The following is a 16,832-nucleotide window of genomic DNA, read 5'->3' as shown; positions in this document are numbered from 1 at the left end:
CTTAATTGTAGTTGCCGCTTCTAGATGTAACAATTCTAGTATGGTGTATGTGAATTTATTTTACAAATTACATTGTAACAGTGTCTTCGCCAAACTGACAAGAAATTAACGTTAATTAAGGGTAGACAGGGAATTTGTACGCTGTTCCGGCTTGAATGGCATTCGCCCTCACATTCGGATTCAGTGCTTCAAAATCCTTTACAATGTCGTCTGACGAACCTGCTTGTCCGACAATTGACATAACCGTGTCACCCGGCTGTACCTTAACGGTTTTATAAACCGGTCTTTGTGCAGCCGTTTCTGCTGATGCTTCATACACAGGAAGGTCCTGCATGGGTATTGTTCCAATTTTAAGATCATAAAAAAGAATAAAAAGAATAAAAACAATGCTGCATACAAAGGTAAGACGCTTCATCACTTTTTCCCCCGCATACGAAATTTTATACTATAGTATGCTTGTCCGTTTAGATTCATGACAAAAGAAAAGAGACTGCGAATGCAGTCTCGGATTATACAGCAGCTTTTTTGGATGGAATCTCTTTCAACACGAGAAACAGGATGACAAAGTTGACAAACCAGTTCAGTAAAAATTCACTTGGGACGGTCGCTTCTAATGCACGCATGATCGTAAAGAATACGGTCGAAAGGGTGATGGAATAGGCGGAAAGCTTCCAGAGCTGATGGTAGGACAGTTGCTTTCTCTGCGAATTCTTAATGATGACCCCGATAAGCGCCAAGAATGATACTTCAATACATTTTCCTGCGGCAGTTACGAGGAAAATGAGAGCTGAGAGAACAACGACGACCATCGTTTTATTTTGGTTTAAACCTGTAATGACATCTTTCTTCTTTATCTCTGACGGCATCATAGAGTAAGGCATCTCCTGGGCTTGTCCGTCAATGGACAAAACAAATTTGTTCTGGAGGATGCCGATCGCGTTTTGCTTTGCTTCAATTTGCTTGGTGCCGTAGGCGTCGGTCGGATCAAATACGATAACGAAACCATTTGCCTGTGATTCCGTGGCTTTTTTCGTATCCGTTTGAAGTTTGCCGTTTGAAATTGTGAAATCAGGGAAATCTTTGTTTAACACGGTTTTAAAGGCATTCATTGATTTGACGGTCCCTGAGCTTACATAATAAGCGGTAGGAATTGCAAAAAGGACAGAAAGTAAAAATACATAAAGAATCGCTTTTCCGATTCCTTGAAATCTTGTTTTTGCAATATCACGGGGGGAGTATGTACTTTTGATGAAAAGCTGAAATACATTCACTATCTTCACTTCCTAGCTAAACTAATATATGTTGCTTATTGTATCGTTGCCTGCGTGTGAATACAAGGAAGACATGAAGAAGACAGGTGTAAAAGGGAGGAAGGATGCTATGGATATGTTGTATTGGTTGTTGATTGCGGCGGTATTTATCATCGCCTTTATTGGCCTGGTGTATCCCATTATTCCGAGTGTCATATTTATCGTTGCCGGATTTGTATTGTATGGATTTTTGTTTTCTTTCAGTCCGTATTCTTATATGTTCTGGCTCGTGGAAGCTGTTTTTGCCGCAGTATTATTCGCCGCGGATTATGTGTCTAATCTGCTTGGAGTAAAAAGGTTCGGCGGAAGCAAAGCTGCCATATGGGGAAGCACAATCGGTTTATTAATTGGGCCATTCATCATTCCGGTTGCAGGGATCATATTAGGTCCGTTTATCGGGGCTGTTTGTGCAGAACTTATCGTCCACCAAAAGGACGTCAAGTCAGCGTTTAAAATCGGGCTCGGCTCACTCATCGGCTTTTTAACAGGCGTTATTGCAAAGGGCATGATACAGCTGTTGATGATCGGATATTTTTTATGGACGGTTCTATAAGAATGGCGGGCGGATGTTTAATGAGGCGAATTATCGGTTAAAGTGAAATATATCCGCTGAAATGAGCCAAGAAGTGAGCTTTTTCATTGCTTACGCAGCATTCTTTTGTTACATTGAATGAAGAAAGGCTCGCTGTGAAGCGGCATTTCAGTACATATATATATTAAAGGAGGAATTATCATGGCTTACGAACTTCCAGAATTACCTTATGCGTACGATGCTTTAGAACCGCATATCGACAAGGAAACTATGACTATTCACCATACGAAACACCACAACACATACGTTACAAATTTAAACAAAGCGGTTGAAGGAAACACTGCTCTTGCTAACAAATCAGTTGAAGAGCTTGTTGCAGATCTTAATTCTGTTCCGGAAAACATCCGCACTGCAGTCCGCAACAACGGCGGCGGACACGCGAACCACAAATTATTCTGGACACTTTTATCTCCAAACGGCGGAGGCGAGCCGACTGGCGCGCTTGCTGATGAGATCAACAGTGTATTTGGAAGCTTTGACAAATTCAAAGAGCAATTCGCAGCTGCGGCAGCTGGACGCTTCGGTTCTGGCTGGGCATGGCTTGTTGTGAACAACGGCAAACTTGAAATCACAAGCACGCCAAACCAAGATTCTCCGCTTTCTGAAGGCAAAACGCCTATCTTAGGCCTTGATGTTTGGGAGCATGCATACTACCTTAACTATCAAAACCGCCGTCCTGATTACATTTCAGCATTCTGGAATGTTGTAAACTGGGACGAAGTGGCTCGTCTATATAGCGAAGCAAAATAATGACACTAGCAAGGTCCTCAATAGAGGGCCTTGTTTTTTTATGTCTTCTTTTTACATATCTCGGTTTGAGAGAGACAGACTAAGGGATAGTAAAGGGGAGTCAGTAATGAGCAAACTAAAAAAAGTGATTGGCGATGTAGACGTAAACAAAGGGTTACTTTTTCTATTGACCATTGGCGGGCTTTACTCACTGGGAATTGCCCTGTCCAATACATTTGTTAATGTGTATCTCTGGAAGCAGTCAGGGAAGTTTATTGATTTGGCGATATATAATTTATCCATTGTGACAATGCAGCCGATAACCTTTTATTTGGCTGGACGGTTAGCCAAAAAAATAGACAGGGTGTTCATTTTAAGATTCGGCGTCATTTTTTTAGCTGCCTTTTATTTAAGTGTGCTTTTAGCCGGAGAAACAGCAGCCAGCCGGCTTGTGCTGATTGGCGCAGTGCTCGGAGTGGGCTATGGCTTTTATTGGCTTGCGTTTAACGTGCTGACCTTTGAAATCACAGAGCCAGATACGCGAGACTTTTTCAACGGATTTATGGGCATTCTGTCTTCCTCTGCAGGAATGATCGGTCCGATTGTAGCGGGATTTGTCATCTCAAGGCTTGAAAATAATACGGGTTACACAGTGATTTTCAGCCTCTCTCTCAGTTTGTTTGCATTGGCTGTTGTGATGAGCTTTTTTTTAAAACGAAGAGAATCAAAGGGCCGATTTATGCTTAGCAAAGTGTTTGGAGAGCGCCATAGCAATATGAATTGGCGCAGAATTACAAATGCGCATTTTTTTCAAGGCTTGAGAGAAGGCATTTTCATTTTTTTAATCAGTGTTTTTGTATTTATTGAAACAAATAGCGAACTGGCCCTTGGCACATTCGGCTTTGTCAACTCAGCTGTCTCTTTCTTTGCCTATTACTTTGCGTCCAGGCTGATTAAGAAAAAGGCCAGGAAAAAATCGATTTTGCTGGGCGGTCTTATTCTGTATGGAGCGCTGTTTTTGATTCTGTTTCATATGAGCTTTACAACATTATTGACATACGGCGTTTTTATTGCGATTGGCTATCCTCTTTTGCTCGTGCCATATGTATCACTTACATATGATGTGATAGGCCGGGCGAGACATGCCAGAAAAGCAAGAATCGAATATATCGTGCTGAGGGAATTGTTTTTAAACGCCGGCAGGATCGTCTCCATTTTATCTTTTCTCCTGATCGTGGCCCTTCTGAAGGAGGACGTGGGAATTCCTTTGTCACTCGCGATCTTGGGCGTAGGACATCCGCTGATTTATTATTTTGTCAAGGACATCCGTTTTAAGGATAAAGAAGAGGAAAATCAAACGATGGAAGAAGACGGCCAAAAACGGGTCACGGAACCGAATCTTTTAAAAGGCGAAAGATAATTTTTTGTCAAAAAGGGGTTATCTGTAGAAAAAAGTCGAAAAAACCTTTAAAATGTAAATTGGCACTCTTACTTGAGTGTCTTTTCTTTCTGTAAATAGAAAAAGGTGATGTTATGAGGAGAAATCAACCAAAAAAACAAAATCATAAAGAGAAAAAGAAGTCGCTTCCGATCCGGCTGAATATTTTATTCTTAGCTGCCTTCGTTATCTTTACCTGGATCATTGTGGAACTTGGCATCAAGCAGATCGTGCAAGGCGATGACTACAAAAATCAAGCGAATAAGCAGGAACAAAGTGAAGTCAGCTCGGCGGTGCCGCGCGGGAAAATTTATGATCGCAACTTTAATGCCATCGTGACAAATAAGGCTTTAAATGCAATCACATACACTAGATCTAAATCAACCTCGCAAGAGCAGCGGTTAAAGATCGCAAAAAAGCTGTCCGAGATGATTAAAGTCGATACGAAAAAAGTAACAGAACGGGATAAGAAGGATTATTGGATATTGACTAGGCCAAATGAAGCCAAAAAGTTGATTACCTCTAAAGAAAGACAGCAGGCAGAAGACAAAAAATTATCCGATGCCGATTTATATCAGCTTCAGCTGAAACGGATTACCGATAAGCAGATGAATGACCTGACGGATAAAGACATGCAGATCCTCGCCATCAAAAGACAGATGGATTCAGGATACGCATTGACTCCTCAATATATCAAAAATGAAGATGTATCAGCGAAGGAAATGGCAGTGGTGAGTGAACATTTAAACGAACTGCCGGGTGTTGATGTCACGTCCGATTGGGAACGTGAATATCCGTATAAAAATCTTCTTCGTTCAGTGCTCGGAAGTGTTTCCAGCTCTGATGAAGGCTTGCCGTCCAACTTGCTCGACCATTATCTGTCGCTTGGCTACAGCCGAAATGACAGAGTCGGGAAAAGCTATTTGGAATACCAATACGAAAGCCTTCTGCAAGGACAAAAAGCTAAAGTCGAAAACATCACAGATGCAAACGGCAATGTCACGGGAACAAAAACCGTTTCTGAAGGCAAAGCCGGTAAGGATCTCGTGCTTACAATTGATATTGATTTGCAAAAATCCGTTGAAAAAATCATTGAGAAGAATTTAAAATCAGCTAAAACAAGAGCAAGCACTCAATTGTTAGACCGCGCTTTCGTTGTCATGATGGATCCAAGAAACGGTGAAGTGCTGACAATGGCAGGCAAGCAGATTAAACAAGAAAATGGAACATACAAGTTTGATGATTATGCTTTGGGAAATATGACTTCATCCTATGCCATGGGGTCAGCTGTTAAAGGTGCAACCGTACTAACGGGTCTTCAAACTGGCGCGATTAACTTAAATACGGTTTTTCAAGATGAGCCGTTATATATCGGTCAAGATAAAAATGGCAAAAAATCATGGAAGAATTTAGGTTCGGTTAATATTCAAAGAGCGTTAGAGCAGTCTTCCAACGTATTTATGTTTAAAACGGCGATCGCAATCGGTAAAGGCGAGTATAAACCGCATCAAGCTTTACCAATAGATACTGCGGCCTTTGATACATTCCGTAATCACTTTAGCCAATTTGGATTGGGTGTCAAAACGGGAATTGATCTTCCGAATGAAATGACAGGCTATAAAGGAACAAACAGACTAACAGGATTCTTGCTTGACTATGCGATCGGCCAGTATGATACGTATACACCGCTGGAACTGGCGCAATACGTATCTACGATTGCAAACGGCGGCTATCGCTTGAAGCCGCAACTTGTAAAAGAAGTCAGAGAACCCAATGCTGAAAAAGGGATTGGGGCAGTTGTCCAATCTGTTCAGCCTGAAGTGCTGAATAAAATTGATATGAAAAGCGAGTACATTAAAGAAGTACAAGCTGGGTTCAGACGAGTGATGACAAAAGGGACAGCAGCCAGCCAATTTGCTTCAGCATCCTATCAGCCTGCCGGCAAAACAGGAACAGCGCAGTCCTTCTATGATGGGCCTGATAAATCAAAAACAGGTACTGGGACTTATAATACGACACTTGTCGCTTATGCCCCGGCTGATAATCCGGAAATTGCGATCTCTGTCGTAGTGCCTTGGGCTTATATAGATTATGGCGCTAAATATACCATTACAAATGATATCGGCAGAGAAGTATTGGATAAATATTTTGAGCTGAAATCGAAGCAGGACAAAGAAGATACTCAGCAAAAGAATAAAGACAAAATTGAAGAAAACGCAACGTCTTCTAATCACTAAAAGGAACGCTCACATTATGTGGGCGTTTTTTTATACAAAAAACGCATTGATTTACAAAACCTTAACATTCAATACAAACCCTTTTTACACAGAACCTTTACTCTATACGTGTAGGACAAATTACACATTATACGCAGGGGGAATTCAGGAAATGAAAAAAAACAAATGGGTGCTTATGCTTCTGATGGCTGCTTTTATGATGATTGCAGCTGCATGCGGAAATGCAGGGGAAAGTGAAAAATCAAAAAGCGATTCTGCAAAAGGAGAAGAAAAGGCATCAGGATCTTTAACCATTTCTGGTTCATCGGCTATGCAGCCATTAGTACTCGCTGCCGCAGAAAAGTTTATGGAAGAAAACCCTGATGCAGATATACAAGTACAAGCTGGCGGTTCTGGAACAGGGCTTTCTCAAGTTTCTGAAGGAGCTGTTCAGATCGGAAATTCAGACGTTTTTGCTGAAGAAAAAGAAGGAATCGATGCAAAAGCGCTTGTCGATCATCAAGTCGCAGTAGTTGGTATGGCAGCAGCTGTACACCCTGATGCTGGTGTGAAAGACATTTCAAAGGATGAATTGAAAAAAATCTTCACTGGCAAAATCAAAAACTGGAAAGAGCTTGGCGGCAAAGACCAAAAGATCACACTTGTAAACCGTCCTGATTCTTCTGGTACACGTGCTACATTTGTGAAATATGCGCTTGACGGAGAAGAGCCTGCAGAAGGCATTACTGAAGATTCATCTAACACAGTGAAAAAAATCATTGCTGATACTCCTGGAGCGATTGGGTATCTTGCATTCTCATATTTAACAGATGACAAAGTCACAGCACTATCTATTGACGGCGTAAAACCTGAAGCGAAAAATGTTGCGGCTGGCGAGTATCCGATCTGGGCTTACCAGCATTCTTACACAAAAGGTGAAGCGACAGATTTGGCTAAAGAATTTCTTGATTATTTAAAGAGTGAAGACATTCAAAAAAGCATTGTTACTGACCAAGGGTACATCCCGGTTACTGATATGAAAGTGACACGCGATGCCGAAGGGAAGCAAAGCTGATCTTAATAAAAAGAGGAGTGCGGTGACAGCCGTTTCTCCTCTTAACACATTCATAGGAGTGTAAAACAATGATAAACAATAGAGAAAATATGTCTGTGAGCGAGCGTTTAATCAGCTCAAGGCAAAATCGGCAATTGGATGAAGTTCGGGGAAGAATGATTGTGACAGCTTGTGCGCTTATTATGATTGCGGCATCTGTTGCGATCACCATTTTCCTCGGCGTTAAGGGGCTGCAATCTTTTCTGGTAAATGGTGTAAGCCCAATTGAATTCTTAACGAGCCTAAATTGGAACCCTACAGATACGGATCCGAAATATGGAGTGCTGCCATTTATTTTTGGATCATTTGCAGTAACGATTCTTTCTGCACTCATTGCTGCGCCGCTCGGCATTGCAGGTGCGATTTTTATGACGGAAATTGCGCCGAATTGGGGAAAGAAAGTGCTGCAGCCGGTGATCGAGCTTTTAGTCGGCATACCATCTGTTGTTTATGGATTCATAGGTCTTACAGTGTTAGTGCCGTTTATCGCTCAGTTCAAATCGAGCGGAACAGGGCACAGTTTATTGGCGGGAACGATTGTCCTTTCGATTATGATTCTGCCGACCATCACATCGATCTCAGCTGATGCGATGGCTTCTCTTCCAAAGAGTTTAAGAGAAGGTTCTTACGCGCTTGGTGCGACAAGATGGCAGACAATCAGAAAAGTACTTGTGCCCGCGGCTTTTCCGACATTAATGACGGCTGTTGTGCTTGGTATGGCACGGGCATTCGGAGAAGCTTTGGCTGTTCAGATGGTCATTGGAAATACAAGAGTATTGCCGGAAAGCCTGTTTGACACTGCAGGAACACTGACAACGATCATCACGTTAAATATGGGCCATACCACGTACGGCAGCGTTGAAAACAATACGCTGTGGTCAATGGGACTGGTGCTTCTGGCGATGTCATTCTTGTTCATCCTGCTTATTCGCTACTTGTCATCTAGGAGGAAAGTGTAATGAACCGCAAAATAACAGATAAACTGGCTACCGGAATGTTTGGTTTGTGCGCAGCCATTATCACAGCCATTCTAGCAGGCTTGTTTTCCTATATTATTATAAACGGTGTTTCCCAGATCAGCTTTGACTTTATTACGACAAAATCAAGCGCCATAGCAGCTGGAGGAGGAATACGCGACCAGCTGTTTAACTCCTTTTATATTTTGTTTATCACGATGCTGATTACAATCCCGCTCGGTGTGGGCGGCGGAGTGTTCATGGCTGAGTACGCGCCTAATAACAAGGTGACTGATTTTATCAGAACATGTATAGAGGTGCTTTCATCACTTCCGTCAATTGTGATTGGGATGTTTGGATTACTGATGTTTGTTAACTTAACAGGCTGGGGATATACGATCATAGGCGGGGCGCTTGCGTTAACTGTTTTTAACCTTCCTGTCATGGTGCGAGTGACAGAAGACGCAATTCGTTCAGTCCCTAAAGATCTGAAGGAAGCCTCTCTCGCTTTAGGTGTATCACGTTGGCATACCGTAAAAACGGTTTTAATTCCGAGTGCAATCCCTTCTATCATTACAGGAGCGATTTTAGCGTCAGGAAGGGTATTCGGAGAAGCTGCGGCATTATTATTTACAGCCGGTCTGACAACACCGCGCCTTAATTTTACAGAATGGAACCCGTTTTCTGAAACATCGCCATTTAATATTTTCAGGCCCGCTGAAACACTTGCCGTTCACATTTGGAACGTAAATACGCAAGGAATCATTCCGGATGCTGAAGCGATTGCCAACGGAGGTTCTGCGGTGCTGGTCATTTCTGTTCTTGTGTTTAATCTCGCAGCGAGATGGCTTGGCACGATGATCTACAAAAAGCTTACGGCAAATTAGAACGGAAAGAGGCGAAAAACATGTCTGAACAAATGGTAAAAGAAAAGCCTGAACGTGCTGTTTTCGTTCCAAAACAGAACCACGTGATCGAAGTGAAAGATCTGTCTATTTTTTACGGAACGAAACAAGCGGTTCACCATGTGAATATGGATATTGAAAAGAATGCGGTCACCGCTTTGATTGGGCCGTCAGGATGCGGAAAGTCTACTTTTTTGAGAAACATTAACCGAATGAATGACTTAATTCCTTCGGCAAGAGCTGAAGGCGAAATCCTTTATGAAGGATTAAATATACTGGGTGGCAATATTAACGTTGTCAGCTTAAGAAGAGAAATCGGAATGGTTTTTCAAAAACCGAATCCTTTTCCGAAATCGATCTATGCGAATATCACACACGCATTGAAATATGCCGGAGAGCGGAATAAAGCTGTTCTAGATGAGATTGTGGAAGAAAGCTTAACAAAAGCAGCGCTCTGGGATGAGGTGAAGGATCGTTTGCATTCGTCTGCACTCTCATTATCAGGAGGGCAGCAGCAGCGTTTATGTATCGCGAGAACGCTTGCGATGAAGCCGGCTGTTCTTCTGCTGGATGAACCAGCTTCAGCGCTAGATCCGATTTCAAATGCAAAAATAGAAGAATTAATAACACAACTGAAAAGGGAATACTCAATTATTATTGTCACGCACAATATGCAGCAGGCGCTGCGGGTTTCTGACCGGACAGCATTCTTTTTAAACGGAGAGCTTGTCGAATACGGACAGACTGAGCAGATTTTTACTAGTCCGAAGCAGGAAAAGACAGAGGATTATATTAACGGGAAATTCGGATAGGAGGGCGGCAATGAGTATTGCTACCAAAGCTGTAATGAAACAGGAAGTCTATCAAGTCAATGGAATGGACTTATGGTATGGACAGCATCATGCCTTGAAAAATATCAATTTGAGCATTCATGAAAACGAGGTCACGGCGATTATCGGGCCGTCAGGATGCGGGAAATCGACCTTCATTAAAACATTGAATTTGATGATTCAAATGACGCCGAATGTAAAGCTTGCAGGGGAGCTTCATTATAATGGCGCCAATATTTTAAGGGATAAAGTGGATATCGTCGATTTACGAAAAAATATCGGCATGGTATTCCAAAAAGGAAACCCGTTTCCGCAATCGATCTTTGATAATGTCGCTTACGGACCGAGAGTCCACGGCACTAAAAATAAAAAGAAGCTTCAAGACATTGTGGAAAAGTCATTAAAAGATGTGGCGTTATGGGATGAGGTGAAGGATCGTTTGCATTCATCTGCACTCTCGTTATCAGGAGGGCAGCAGCAGCGTCTTTGTATCGCCAGAGCGCTTGCGACAAATCCTGATATTTTGCTGATGGATGAACCGACATCTGCACTAGATCCAATTTCAACAAGAAAGATTGAAGAGCTCATTCTTGAGCTGAAACATCAATATACCATTGTCATCGTTACGCATAACATGCAGCAGGCAGCAAGGGTTTCTGATCAAACAGCCTTTTTCTATATGGGTGAGCTTGTTGAATGTGACAATACCAATCAAATGTTTTCTAATCCGCAGGATCAAAGAACTTTTGATTACATCACAGGGAAGTTTGGATAAAAAAACAGGCTGACAGTCAGCCTGTTTTTTTATCGTGTTAACGTTTTTACAATCTTTTTGAAACTCATGTCTGATTTCACTTTAAACTCGCCGGCGCGAATTTCTTTGTGATACCCGGCATCAATGACATAGTCGTTAAAATCTTGAGCCGAGGAGATAATGCCTTCTTTTTCAAGAATAGCAGATACATCAGCGGTGCTCATGCCGTCTTTAATGTTGAGCTTGTACGTTTTTACTTTGTTTGTTTTCGTGTCCGGGCTGCTGTCGTCGTTCAAGGATTTCTCTTTTGAATCGAGAAGTTTTTGATATTCATCACGGTTAACAGAAACCATTTTTTTAGAATCAAGGTAATTGTTCATGTCTTGTTCGGTTACTGTTTTATGTTCTTTTACAGCGGCCGCCTGGTCTTCGTTTGTCAGATAAAAAACAGCTGCAAGAACGGCTGTCGCTAAAATAATGCCGCCAGCAAATGCCTGAATGCCCCGTTTTGTCATACGAGCACCTTCTCGTTATCTTTGATAATCGTATTGACGTCTTCCACTGATACATGCTCAGCTTTAGCGATGGCCTCAGCGGACATGCCGTTATTATATTTTGAAAGTATTTGTTTAGCGATCTTTTGATTGATATCGCTATGCTTTGATTTGCGGATGACAAGGTTTGTTTCCAGCAATTCTTCCTCAAGCACTGTCATTTTCTTTTTGAGCTTGTAAATTTCCTGCATCGCAGAAAGCTGCAGTGTTTCGAGCTCTTGCTCTACATCTTTCATAGGATCTCTTTGAGAATATGAGAATGCAATTAGCGCTATACTGACGATAAACAACGCAATAATAGCAATTTCCACGTTTCATCACCTTCTATTCTTTTTTTATCCTTCTTTTTTATACCATAAAACCAATCGTTTCTAAAGGTATTCGCAAAAAAAACGAGATTTTGTCGACAAATCTTTCTTTGCTTCCACTCTATGTAATGGGTTAATAGGAACACCGAGTGAACGAGAGGAAAGGAGAATGTCAGCAGTCCATGGATAAATACCCATTTCCCTATAATATACGACATAAGCTTTCTTTTTTTAGGGACACATTCGACATGATTATTCAAAACGCTCATTCCTTGACTGTAAGCTGGGAACTCTCAGAAGAAACAATGCAGCTGGCTGAAGCTGTGCTTTTCGAAAGTCCGCAGGATATGATAAAAGAATTGCGCATCGTTCTCAAAAGGAAAGATATCGAAGCTGTCAGAACAATAGGCACAGCGTATCATAAAGGGGAGTGGACGCTTGGACAGGCGGCTGGTAATGCTATTTATCGGGCTGAGTACAGAATCGTTAACTCAATGAATGTCTCTCTCAAACTCGCCGATACAGAGGACATCTATCTTGCGGAAAATGGAGTTAGTAACCTGAACAGCTTTCAGACTCAGAATGCGGATATCAGGTGGGAGAAGCAATTTGCTGCTTATACCTGTTATGGGAAAGGGGAAGAAGAACAATGAACGTTCTCATGCTGGCTCTCGAACATCCTCAAGAGCCGAAAAGCGGGATTGGTGTCCATTTAAACCGACTCATCTCCTATTTAAAACCGTATATCAACATAACCGTTTGCCGTTTGGACTTGCCGCGCAGGAAAGCATGGAACAAGGTGTGCTGACTGCCGTTTCTCCGTCGGGCGGTTTTTGTGACTTTGCCCTTCACGGCAAAACGGCATACACCATTGATTTCAAGCGCACGCAGGAAGCGGCTGACCTGCTGGACAGGTTATTAAAAGACCGGGAAAGAGCCCGCCGGATCAAAGAAGCAGGCAGAGAACAAGTACTCAAACAACACCATCCACGGCTCCTTACGACATCATATTTACAGCTTTATGAGCGTATCATGAATAATTCAGTAATTCATTGAAAAACAGCCTAGCATTCCGTCCATTATAGTGGTATTATATATAAGTCTGAATAAGTAAATGATTTTAGTTTGGAGGGAAAATAATGCGCGTTAATATTACTTTGGCTTGCACTGAATGTGGTGAGCGTAACTATATTTCTAAAAAGAACAAACGCAACAATCCAGACCGCGTTGAATTTAAAAAATATTGCCCACGTGATAAAAAATCTACGTTACACCGTGAAACAAAATAACAGCCTAGCTGTTTAAGGTGTGAGAAAAAAGCCAGAGCTTTGAAAAAGGTTCTGGCTTTTTTTCTATTCCGAGGGGGATGAGAGATGAAATCACAATTAAGAAAAAAGACGATAGAGGCACTATCTGCTGTATCAAGTGAAGAACTTATTCAAAAAACAGCACGTATGTACAAGCATTTGTTTTCACTGCCGGAGTGGCAAAATGCCAGCACCATTGCCGTCACCATCTCCAGAGAGCTGGAAATACCGACGCGTCCAGTCATTGAGCAGGCTTGGGAAGAAGGAAAACAAGTTTGTATTCCAAAATGCGACTCTGGTACGAAAAAAATGCAATTCCGCACATATCAGACCGATGATCAGCTCGAAACCGTTTACGCCGGACTTCTTGAGCCGATGATTGAAAAAACAAAAGCAGTGAAACCATCACAAATTGACTTGATAATCGTTCCAGGTGTTTGTTTCGATACTGACGGGTTTAGGATCGGCTTTGGCGGCGGCTATTATGACCGTTTTTTAAGCGATTATAAAGGGAAGACAGTCTCTTTGCTTTTGGAGTGCCAGTTGTTTGCGCATGTTCCCCGTCAACCGCATGACATCCCGGTACATAAGCTGATAACAGAAGATCAGATCATTTCTTGTTTTTCATAACTTTCCTGCTCCTTATCCAAGAATAAATAAGAAAGAATGACAAACCCTATTGGCAGGAGGGATATGATGAAAAAACTTATGATTTATGCCATTTTCGCTGTTTCAGCTGTCATGTTTTATCAAAACCGCTATCGTCTTATGAATACCGTACTAAGCCAGCCGAGAATCAGGCGGTCTTTTATCCATTTCTTTTTAAGAATTCCGTTTATCCGCAATAAATTTATCCAGCAAGCTTTCTGAAATCCCGTGAAAACGGGATTTTTTGCTTTCAGTAGGCGTTCGGAGCCGCCAGCTGTTATAATGAAAAAAAACCATTGGAGCGGTACACATGTATTTACTGGAGTATACATATTGGAAAATCGCGGCGCACTTTGTGAAAAACGGGTATGGCGTCATACAAGCCGGTGAGTCAGATGAAATATGGCTGGAAGCACCGGACAAGTCCTCTTATGATCTGGTTCGCCTTTATAAACATGATATTGATTTTCGTGAGGAAATGGCGAGGGACATAGAAGAGCAGGCTGAACGAGTAGAACGAATCAGAACGTCAGTGGGCAAACGTCGGATGAAGCTGCTGAATGTATTTTTTTCAGCGGAAGCCCCTGTCGATGACTGGGAAGAGATCGCCGAAAAGCCTTTTGAGATGGGGCCTGTATCAGTTGAGCCGGCGATCGTGAGGGGAACCATGCTTCATGATGATCTTCAAGCTGTTTTTCCATCATATCGAGCAGAAGAATATACAGAAGCCCGCGCTTCGTTCGAAGACGCGCAAATGGCGAGAGAGCGTTTTCTTTCGCTGATTCTGAAACAAGAAGAACAAAGAAAAAATGAAGCAGCGGTGTTTCAAAACGGAAAACCGTTCTTTACTTATTTATTCATCGCGCTTCAGGTCTTGATGTTTTTCTTGCTTGAAATAAAGGGAGGCAGCACAAATACGGAGACGCTTGTCGCTTTTGGAGCAAAAGAAAACAGCCTGATTGCAGCGGGTGAATGGTGGCGGCTCTTGACGCCGATTGTGCTTCACATCGGCATTGTGCATTTAGCGTTTAATACGCTGGCTTTATGGTCGGTCGGCACAGCGGTTGAGCGGATGTACGGATCGGGCAGATTTCTCCTGATTTATCTGGCGGCAGGCATTACGGGTTCGATCGCAAGCTTTGTGTTCAGCCCGTATCCTTCAGCTGGCGCTTCAGGAGCCATATTCGGATGCTTAGGAGCACTGCTGTATGTAGCTTTGTCAAATCGGAAAATGTTTTTTAGAACCATTGGAACCAATATTATTGTCATCATTATCATCAATTTGGGCTTTGGTTTTGCAGTTTCTCATATTGACAATTCCGGGCATATCGGCGGCTTGATTGGCGGCTTTTTCGCAGCTGCCGCATTAGGATTGCCCAAAGCCGGAGCATTGGGAAGAAGACTATTGTCAGCGGTTTTCTTGGTTGCTTTGGCGGCTGGGTTTTTATATTACGGATTGCATTCGCCTTCTCATCAGGAGTCAGCGCTGATTCAGCAGGCAAACGAGCTGTATCAGGAAGGGAAGTATAAAGAAGTAACGGAATTGCTGAATGGTGAAGCGGAACAAAAAGATGTCTCGGCCGATTTATTGAAAATTCTGGCTGTTTCTGACATTCACATCGGCGAATATGATCAGGCCACTTCCCTGTTGGAAAGAGCAGTGAAAAAAGAACCTAAAGACCATGCCTCTTATTACTACTTAGCCTTGCTGTATGCGGAAAAAAATGAGCTTGGTCAAGCGGAAAAGGCTATCGAGTCGGCTATAAAACTGAAGCCGAAGGAGCAGCGCTACAAAGAGCTGCAGCAGCATATTGAGAACAATAAAGTATCATAAGGAATGGCATATATGCCAAAGAGGGAGGCTGGCTCATTGTCAGCGTTTTCTTCTTGACTGGCTCATCTATATGAATACGCTTATGATAGGTAAGAATGGTGATGAAAAATGAATACATTTTATGATGTGCAGCAGCTGTTAAAAACGTTTGGCCACATTGTTTATTTTGGAGACAGAGAGCTTGAAATAGAGTTTATGCTGGATGAATTAAAGGAATTATACATGAACCACATGATTGAGAAGGAGCAGTGGGCCAAAGCGGCATCTGTCCTTCGAAAAGAATTGGAACAAGCAAAACGGAAAAGATTTATGTAAAGGCTAAGGTGATAAAATGGACGAGATATGGTTTGCAGGCATCGATCTGGGAGGAACAACAATTAAACTAGCTTTGATTAACCAATATGGTGAAATACAGCATAAGTGGGAAGTCCCGACTGATAAAACCGGTGACACCATTACGGTTACAATTGCAAAAACAATCGACAGCAAGCTGGATGAGCTGCAAAAGCCGAAGCATATCATCAAATACATCGGAATGGGCGCACCAGGTCCTGTAGATATGGCGGCAGGAGTCGTTTATGAAACGGTAAATCTCGGATGGAAAAACTACGCTTTAAAGAACCACCTGGAGACAGAGACCGGTATTCCGGCTGTCATAGAAAATGATGCGAATATTGCCGCGCTCGGGGAAATGTGGAAGGGAGCGGGTGACGGCGCAAAAGATGTCATTCTCGTGACGCTTGGCACAGGAGTTGGCGGCGGCATCATTGTAAATGGTGCAATTGTACATGGCATAAATGGCGCAGGCGGGGAAATCGGTCATATTTGCAGCATTCCTGAAGGCGGAGCGCCTTGCAACTGCGGGAAAACGGGCTGTATCGAAACGATAGCGTCGGCAACCGGGATTGTAAGAATTGCAAAAGAGAAAATAGCAAATGCTAAAAAGACGACACGTTTACAAGCTACTGAACACTTGTCAGCGCGAGATGTATTTGAAGCGGCGGGTGAACATGACGAAATTGCCCTTGAGGTCGTTGAGTATGTAGCCAAGCACCTTGGTTTGGTGCTTGGAAATTTGGCAAGCTCGCTTAATCCATCAAAAATCGTTCTTGGCGGCGGTGTTTCGAGAGCCGGTGAAATGCTGAGGTCAAAAGTCGAGAAAACATTCCGCAAATGTGCGTTTCCACGGGCAGCCGAAGCGGCTGATATTTCTATTGCCACACTTGGGAATGATGCCGGCGTCATCGGCGGGGCTTGGATCGCTAAAAACGAATGGCTGAAACACCAAAATTGTTAAACTTGTGTAAATGAAATTGATTTTTTGTTATGCTCAGGTT

At 42.6% G+C, this 16,832-nt stretch carries 19 protein-coding genes and 2 pseudogenes; 17 read left to right on the top strand and 4 right to left on the bottom strand.

Features of this window, described 5'->3' with window-relative positions:
* Positions 1 to 115: 115 nt before the first annotated feature.
* Both SC79_RS07345 and SC79_RS07340 read right to left on the bottom strand, forming a co-directional pair.
* Entirely contained in the window at positions 116 to 415 is a 300-nt protein-coding gene (locus tag SC79_RS07345) for a LysM peptidoglycan-binding domain-containing protein (RefSeq protein WP_039074495.1), read from the bottom strand.
* A gap of 94 nt (positions 416 to 509) precedes the next feature.
* Entirely contained in the window at positions 510 to 1,271 is a 762-nt protein-coding gene (locus SC79_RS07340) for a DUF1189 domain-containing protein (protein WP_039074494.1), read from the bottom strand.
* 109 nt (positions 1,272 to 1,380) lie between these two features.
* Between SC79_RS07340 and SC79_RS07335 the strand changes: the two genes are divergently transcribed.
* The 9 genes from SC79_RS07335 (at position 1,381) to pstB (SC79_RS07295) (ending at position 10,865) form a co-directional block, all read left to right on the top strand.
* Positions 1,381 to 1,863, top strand: coding sequence for a DUF456 domain-containing protein (locus SC79_RS07335; protein WP_039074493.1), 483 nt, complete (start codon positions 1,381 to 1,383; stop codon positions 1,861 to 1,863).
* Between the two features lie 180 nt (positions 1,864 to 2,043).
* Positions 2,044 to 2,652, top strand: coding sequence for a superoxide dismutase SodA (gene sodA / locus SC79_RS07330; RefSeq protein ID WP_014114427.1), 609 nt, complete (start codon positions 2,044 to 2,046; stop codon positions 2,650 to 2,652).
* Complete coding sequence (locus SC79_RS07325) at positions 2,636 to 4,051, top strand: MFS transporter (protein WP_420977116.1); 1,416 nt, start codon at positions 2,636 to 2,638, stop codon at positions 4,049 to 4,051. Before sodA ends, SC79_RS07325 begins: the two co-directional genes overlap by 17 nt.
* Before the next feature lie 113 nt (positions 4,052 to 4,164).
* On the top strand, positions 4,165 to 6,306 hold the full coding sequence (pbpA, locus tag SC79_RS07320) for a penicillin-binding protein 2A (protein ID WP_039074491.1): 2,142 nt from the start codon (positions 4,165 to 4,167) through the stop codon (positions 6,304 to 6,306).
* Positions 6,307 to 6,457: 151 nt separating this feature from the next.
* Positions 6,458 to 7,360, top strand: coding sequence for a phosphate ABC transporter substrate-binding protein (locus tag SC79_RS07315; protein WP_039074558.1), 903 nt, complete (start codon positions 6,458 to 6,460; stop codon positions 7,358 to 7,360).
* A gap of 68 nt (positions 7,361 to 7,428) precedes the next feature.
* Positions 7,429 to 8,358, top strand: a complete 930-nt coding sequence (gene pstC / locus SC79_RS07310; RefSeq protein ID WP_039074490.1) for a phosphate ABC transporter permease subunit PstC — start codon at positions 7,429 to 7,431, stop codon at positions 8,356 to 8,358.
* Positions 8,358 to 9,242 (top strand): phosphate ABC transporter permease PstA, encoded by an 885-nt coding sequence (gene pstA, locus SC79_RS07305; RefSeq protein ID WP_010328221.1) that lies wholly within the window; start codon positions 8,358 to 8,360, stop codon positions 9,240 to 9,242. The genes pstC and pstA overlap by 1 nt, the downstream gene beginning before the upstream one ends.
* 20 nt (positions 9,243 to 9,262) lie before the next feature.
* Positions 9,263 to 10,072: a phosphate ABC transporter ATP-binding protein PstB gene (gene pstB / locus SC79_RS07300; RefSeq protein WP_039074489.1), complete on the top strand. Its 810-nt coding sequence runs from the start codon at positions 9,263 to 9,265 to the stop codon at positions 10,070 to 10,072.
* Positions 10,073 to 10,082: 10 nt separating this feature from the next.
* Positions 10,083 to 10,865 carry a phosphate ABC transporter ATP-binding protein PstB gene (pstB, locus tag SC79_RS07295; protein ID WP_039074488.1) on the top strand — a complete coding sequence of 261 codons (783 nt, stop codon included), beginning with the start codon at positions 10,083 to 10,085 and terminating at the stop codon, positions 10,863 to 10,865.
* Between the two features lie 29 nt (positions 10,866 to 10,894).
* On the opposite strand, the gene SC79_RS07290 is transcribed toward pstB (SC79_RS07295), so the two are convergent.
* Together SC79_RS07290 and SC79_RS07285 are read right to left on the bottom strand one after the other, a co-directional pair.
* Positions 10,895 to 11,359, bottom strand: coding sequence for an endolytic transglycosylase MltG (locus SC79_RS07290; RefSeq protein ID WP_039074487.1), 465 nt, complete (start codon positions 11,357 to 11,359; stop codon positions 10,895 to 10,897).
* A complete protein-coding gene (locus tag SC79_RS07285; RefSeq protein WP_003226272.1) occupies positions 11,356 to 11,709 on the bottom strand; it encodes a hypothetical protein in 354 nt (117 codons plus the stop codon). The genes SC79_RS07290 and SC79_RS07285 overlap by 4 nt, the downstream gene beginning before the upstream one ends.
* Positions 11,710 to 11,888: 179 nt before the next feature.
* Here SC79_RS07285 and SC79_RS07280 point away from each other — a divergent pair, with 179 nt between their 5' ends.
* The 8 genes and pseudogenes from SC79_RS07280 to glcK all read left to right on the top strand — a co-directional run bounded on the left by SC79_RS07280 (position 11,889) and on the right by glcK (position 16,792).
* The gene (locus SC79_RS07280) at positions 11,889 to 12,359 is read left to right on the top strand and encodes a hypothetical protein (RefSeq protein WP_039074486.1); all 471 of its coding nucleotides are present in this window, start codon (positions 11,889 to 11,891) and stop codon (positions 12,357 to 12,359) included.
* A 106-nt stretch (positions 12,360 to 12,465) separates the two neighbouring features.
* Positions 12,466 to 12,762: pseudogene (locus tag SC79_RS07275) on the top strand (glycosyltransferase); the annotation flags it as partial.
* Between the two features lie 83 nt (positions 12,763 to 12,845).
* Positions 12,846 to 12,995: a 50S ribosomal protein L33 gene (rpmG, locus tag SC79_RS19935; RefSeq protein ID WP_003153056.1), complete on the top strand. Its 150-nt coding sequence runs from the start codon at positions 12,846 to 12,848 to the stop codon at positions 12,993 to 12,995.
* An 84-nt stretch (positions 12,996 to 13,079) separates the two neighbouring features.
* The gene (locus tag SC79_RS07270; protein WP_039074485.1) at positions 13,080 to 13,643 is read left to right on the top strand and encodes a 5-formyltetrahydrofolate cyclo-ligase; all 564 of its coding nucleotides are present in this window, start codon (positions 13,080 to 13,082) and stop codon (positions 13,641 to 13,643) included.
* A gap of 66 nt (positions 13,644 to 13,709) precedes the next feature.
* Positions 13,710 to 13,883: a hypothetical protein gene (locus SC79_RS19930; RefSeq protein WP_052245576.1), complete on the top strand. Its 174-nt coding sequence runs from the start codon at positions 13,710 to 13,712 to the stop codon at positions 13,881 to 13,883.
* Positions 13,884 to 13,971: 88 nt separating this feature from the next.
* The gene (yqgP, locus tag SC79_RS07265; protein ID WP_039074484.1) at positions 13,972 to 15,495 is read left to right on the top strand and encodes a rhomboid protease YqgP; all 1,524 of its coding nucleotides are present in this window, start codon (positions 13,972 to 13,974) and stop codon (positions 15,493 to 15,495) included.
* A gap of 108 nt (positions 15,496 to 15,603) precedes the next feature.
* Positions 15,604 to 15,817 (top strand): annotated as a pseudogene (locus SC79_RS07260) (YqgQ family protein).
* A gap of 9 nt (positions 15,818 to 15,826) precedes the next feature.
* Positions 15,827 to 16,792 (top strand): glucose kinase GlcK, encoded by a 966-nt coding sequence (gene glcK / locus SC79_RS07255; RefSeq protein WP_039074483.1) that lies wholly within the window; start codon positions 15,827 to 15,829, stop codon positions 16,790 to 16,792.
* The last annotated feature ends 40 nt before the right edge of the window (positions 16,793 to 16,832 follow it).

Origin of the sequence: Bacillus sp. MSP13 (assembly GCF_000815295.1) — a bacterium.
In the GTDB taxonomy this organism is placed as follows: Bacteria; Bacillota; Bacilli; order Bacillales; family Bacillaceae; genus Bacillus; species Bacillus vallismortis.
The sequence above is the reverse complement of the archived record's forward strand: the minus strand, read 5'-3'. Positions and strand labels throughout refer to the sequence as shown.

What these genes read in the sequence shown, in the direction of transcription:
- SC79_RS07345 (WP_039074495.1), bottom strand. Translation starts at nt 415, where the DNA reads ATGAAGCGTCTTACCTTTGTATGCAGCATTGTTTTTATTCTTTTTATT.
- SC79_RS07335 (WP_039074493.1), top strand. Translation starts at nt 1,381, where the DNA reads ATGGATATGTTGTATTGGTTGTTGATTGCGGCGGTATTTATCATCGCC.
- sodA (WP_014114427.1), top strand. Translation starts at nt 2,044, where the DNA reads ATGGCTTACGAACTTCCAGAATTACCTTATGCGTACGATGCTTTAGAA.
- pbpA (WP_039074491.1), top strand. Translation starts at nt 4,165, where the DNA reads ATGAGGAGAAATCAACCAAAAAAACAAAATCATAAAGAGAAAAAGAAG.
- SC79_RS07315 (WP_039074558.1), top strand. Translation starts at nt 6,458, where the DNA reads ATGAAAAAAAACAAATGGGTGCTTATGCTTCTGATGGCTGCTTTTATG.
- pstC (WP_039074490.1), top strand. Translation starts at nt 7,429, where the DNA reads ATGATAAACAATAGAGAAAATATGTCTGTGAGCGAGCGTTTAATCAGC.
- pstA (WP_010328221.1), top strand. Translation starts at nt 8,358, where the DNA reads ATGAACCGCAAAATAACAGATAAACTGGCTACCGGAATGTTTGGTTTG.
- pstB (WP_039074489.1), top strand. Translation starts at nt 9,263, where the DNA reads ATGTCTGAACAAATGGTAAAAGAAAAGCCTGAACGTGCTGTTTTCGTT.
- pstB (WP_039074488.1), top strand. Translation starts at nt 10,083, where the DNA reads ATGAGTATTGCTACCAAAGCTGTAATGAAACAGGAAGTCTATCAAGTC.
- SC79_RS07290 (WP_039074487.1), bottom strand. Translation starts at nt 11,359, where the DNA reads ATGACAAAACGGGGCATTCAGGCATTTGCTGGCGGCATTATTTTAGCG.
- SC79_RS07280 (WP_039074486.1), top strand. Translation starts at nt 11,889, where the DNA reads ATGGATAAATACCCATTTCCCTATAATATACGACATAAGCTTTCTTTT.
- rpmG (WP_003153056.1), top strand. Translation starts at nt 12,846, where the DNA reads ATGCGCGTTAATATTACTTTGGCTTGCACTGAATGTGGTGAGCGTAAC.
- SC79_RS07270 (WP_039074485.1), top strand. Translation starts at nt 13,080, where the DNA reads ATGAAATCACAATTAAGAAAAAAGACGATAGAGGCACTATCTGCTGTA.
- SC79_RS19930 (WP_052245576.1), top strand. Translation starts at nt 13,710, where the DNA reads ATGAAAAAACTTATGATTTATGCCATTTTCGCTGTTTCAGCTGTCATG.
- yqgP (WP_039074484.1), top strand. Translation starts at nt 13,972, where the DNA reads ATGTATTTACTGGAGTATACATATTGGAAAATCGCGGCGCACTTTGTG.
- glcK (WP_039074483.1), top strand. Translation starts at nt 15,827, where the DNA reads ATGGACGAGATATGGTTTGCAGGCATCGATCTGGGAGGAACAACAATT.